Genomic DNA, 3,291 nt, shown 5'->3' with positions numbered 1-3,291 from the left:
CCGTAGCTCGGGGTGGAAGCCCCGAGATCGACTTCACTCGGGAAGGAAGCCTCGAAAGGCCTCGAGTTCACAACCCGACGCGTGAGTTTTGAAGTTGCGCTTTTCTCACAACCCGACGCGTCAGCGAGGGACCCACCCGCTCGTTGCGATGGCATGCGGTCCCTCGCTGACGCGTTTTGAAGTTGCGCTTTTGTTAAAACCCGAAGCGTCAGCTTTTTCATAACCCGAAGCGTCAGCGAGGGAAAAAAGATGTTGACTTCGCCGTGACGCGTCGGGTTATGAAAAAACCAATGCCTCACGCAAAAGCGCAACTTCAAAACTCACGCGTCGGGTTGTGATGCGAGATCTCGGTCGGCTCGGACGGGCAAGAGTGCCCATCCTACATCCGGTGAAAAGTAGTAGATGACTCAATCGACTAGCCACTCTGGTGTCGACTGGTCACTGGACCGACGGCAGGGCGAGCCTGAATCGCTGCCCCGCGGATCCTTCGAAACTCAGACGCCCCGAATCAATCTTCCAACGCCGCACGAATCGCGGCGGGACGATTGGTCGTAATGCTCTCGAAACCAAGCTTCACCAATTGCTTGGCAACGCTCGGATCATCGATGGTCCAGCCATGCATACCACGACCGGAGGAACGAACAGCATTGCAGAAGTCATCATGGAGGACCTCACCCATCAGACTGGATTTGACTTGCGTTCCAAACCCAGTCGCATCGGTTGCCTTCAAGCTCTTCAAAACGTCATCGATCGTTGGCGTCCAATGGCCGTCCGCTTGCCGCTTGTACGAAGACAACCAGTTGCAATCGTAAGGCATCATCTCACGAGCCTGACGGCAGACTTCCTGATTGAAGCAAATGATCGTGATCTGCTCTGGTTTGAGCGAGCACTCATCCAATTGTTTCTTCAATGTTGGCAGGATCTCAGGCCCACATTTAATTTCGATGAAGATTCCCTTCCCATCGGGCACCGTGGCCATCACTTCTCGCAAAGTTGGGATGCGCTCGCCGGAGTAGCGTTCATGCTTCCAAGCGCCAAAGTCGAGCTGGCGTAGTTGCTCCAGCGTCGCTTCCGCGACCTTCAACGATGAGCCCGGAGAGGTCCGCGTGGTCGTCTTGTCATGCAAGCAAACAATCTCGCCGTCAGCCGACAGATAGAAGTCACCTTCGATCGCGTCCGCGTTTTCTTCCCACGCCAAATGGAACGCGGACAGCGTGTTTTCCGGTGCCATATGAGACGCGCCCCGGTGGGCGACAATCATGGGCGTCGATTTTTGCGGCCCCACATTTTCGTTTGCATTCGCCATTTGCGGCGTCACCAAACTGAGGCACGCAGCAAAAGAAAACGCCGCCGCGAAACGAGTCGCGACGGCGAAGAGTGTTGTGTCAATCGATTTCATCTTGAATCAGTCCCACCACCATTGTCCGGGAGCCAACTGTTCTGGCCCTGAGGATTGTTTGACCTGCACGTGCTGGCCTTCGGTGTCGATTGTGACGTGGTCTTTCTTCAATGCAATCCGTGGTTGCACGTTCACGCCGCCACCCAAAGGAGTCATCAAAGTGTTGCCTCGCCAGATCGCATTGACTGCCGTTTCGACCTTTTCAGGAGCGGTGTAAGTCTGCACGCTGACCTTGCCTTCGTCACCCAAAACGGGCATCGACCAGTTGGCTTGGCCATAGAAGTCTTGCTCGTGGATATAAGCCGCGGCGATCGACAAATCGATCAACTGGCGGAGCTCTGCATAGACGCGAACGCGGTCTGCGATTTGGTTGTACTTTTCGGTGAACTCTTTCGTGAACGCTTGGCTGGCACGATTCACTCGGCCGGTTCCGACACGAGCACCATCGCCTTGCACGCGTTCGTTGGCACCCACCAACTGAACACCACGTTCGTTGATTCGCATCGCCAGGTTGTCTTCGCTGACCGAGACACCGTCGTAGTTGGGTTGGAAGTACCAACGTTCCATCGAGTTGGCTGAAACCGAAACAGGGTTGGTTCGCGAAACGTAGCTGCGGACAGGAACGGGCAATTGTTCCAACCCGATGCCGATCAGCTTCATTCGGTAATCGGCTTCCACCAACACGCGAGCAAAGTGAGTGGCGGCAGGAATGCCTTCGATCGAGACCGTTTGCAGCCCCAGGTTTTCCTTGAGTCCGCGAACGAGTTGTTGAGTGTCACCGCGACCGGCACGTCCACCGACTCGCATCAGGAACTGCTGCATTCGCTTCAGACCTTCTGGGGTCGGATCGATCGAGACCGAAATCACACGAGCAGGTTTGCCTTGAGGAGGAAACGCTCGCAAAGCAACGACGACATCTTCCAACAGAACGCTGGGACGTCCCGTTTGCATACCGACGAAGCGATCGGTCGCATCGGCGACATAACCTTCGGCGGGTCCAGCCAACACGATGTCATTTGTGTCGGGATAGAAGAACACATACTCAACGGAAGTCAGCCCGGCCATCGCCAGCATTTCAGCGGGAAGCGGACGATCAGCTTCGACATATTCCGAAATCGCTGCCTCCAAACGATTCAGCGAAACCTTTCGCAGTTCGCTGGATTCCATCGACTCGGTCGCAGTCGCGTTGGCTCGCGATTGCATCCACTGCTGACGTGCCAAGCGAGGATCGATCGTGCGAACCTTCAAAACGCCAGCCGCATCGACGTCGACACCAGCGGGCTGGCTGCCAAAGTTGTTCGTAACGTCGCCGCCACCATCGCCGCCGCCATCTTGGCCGAAGCTGGAGGGAGCCAACGCAACCGCCAACAACGCTGCGAACGCGAAACTGGCCAAGGTGCGAATTCGAGAGTGGCGATCGATCAGTCGCATCGGTGGATTCTTTTGCAGAGAAGAACGTCGTGGGTGAGAATGAGGGCCGACATCAATCGGATTCCGACCGGCAGCCGAGCCTCAGTCTAATAACGCACCGGGAAAACCTCAATGAAATTCCGGAACGCCTTTTCGGCTGGCCCGCGAGAGTCGATGCAGGCCCCTCCCTCGAACCAGATTTCTATTTTCAATCATTGGTGGCGAGTTCCCCTCCGACCGAATGAACCAGCGTTTCTGCGGAAGCCCTCCGACTCTGCGATTGCCTGGTTTTTCCAACGCTTTTCTGCCTGAAACGGCCGCTTCCGACTGGGACGGATAGCCATAATCAGCCGCCTGGATCGGTTGCGCTAGCGGCAGAGCGAAATGTATGGAGCCAAACGGTGACTGCATTCCGCCTCGTGGCCTTTTCGCCCCGCCCCAGTCATTTACACTGCTGGCCCCCGCGTGAGCCGCTGCGGCAC

At 56.4% G+C, this 3,291-nt stretch carries 2 protein-coding genes; both read right to left on the bottom strand.

The genetic code is table 11. From position 1 onward, the window contains the following. Nucleotides 1-508 precede the first annotated feature (508 nt). Nucleotides 509-1,399: a glycerophosphodiester phosphodiesterase gene (locus ACF8AM_RS24400; protein WP_392558154.1), complete on the bottom strand. Its 891-nt coding sequence runs from the start codon at nucleotides 1,397-1,399 to the stop codon at nucleotides 509-511. A gap of 6 nt (nucleotides 1,400-1,405) precedes the next feature. Further along, on the bottom strand, nucleotides 1,406-2,830 hold the full coding sequence (locus tag ACF8AM_RS24395; RefSeq protein WP_392558153.1) for a DUF1598 domain-containing protein: 1,425 nt from the start codon (nucleotides 2,828-2,830) through the stop codon (nucleotides 1,406-1,408). Nucleotides 2,831-3,291: the final 461 nt, after the last annotated feature.

This window comes from Rhodopirellula sp. JB055, assembly GCF_043100905.1.
In the GTDB taxonomy this organism is placed as follows: Bacteria; Planctomycetota; Planctomycetia; order Pirellulales; family Pirellulaceae; genus Rhodopirellula.
This window is presented reverse-complemented; position numbering and strand designations above follow the sequence as displayed.

Coding starts and splice junctions, on each gene's coding strand:
- ACF8AM_RS24400 (WP_392558154.1), bottom strand. CDS start 1,399: ATGAAATCGATTGACACAACACTCTTCGCCGTCGCGACTCGTTTCGCG.
- ACF8AM_RS24395 (WP_392558153.1), bottom strand. CDS start 2,830: ATGCGACTGATCGATCGCCACTCTCGAATTCGCACCTTGGCCAGTTTC.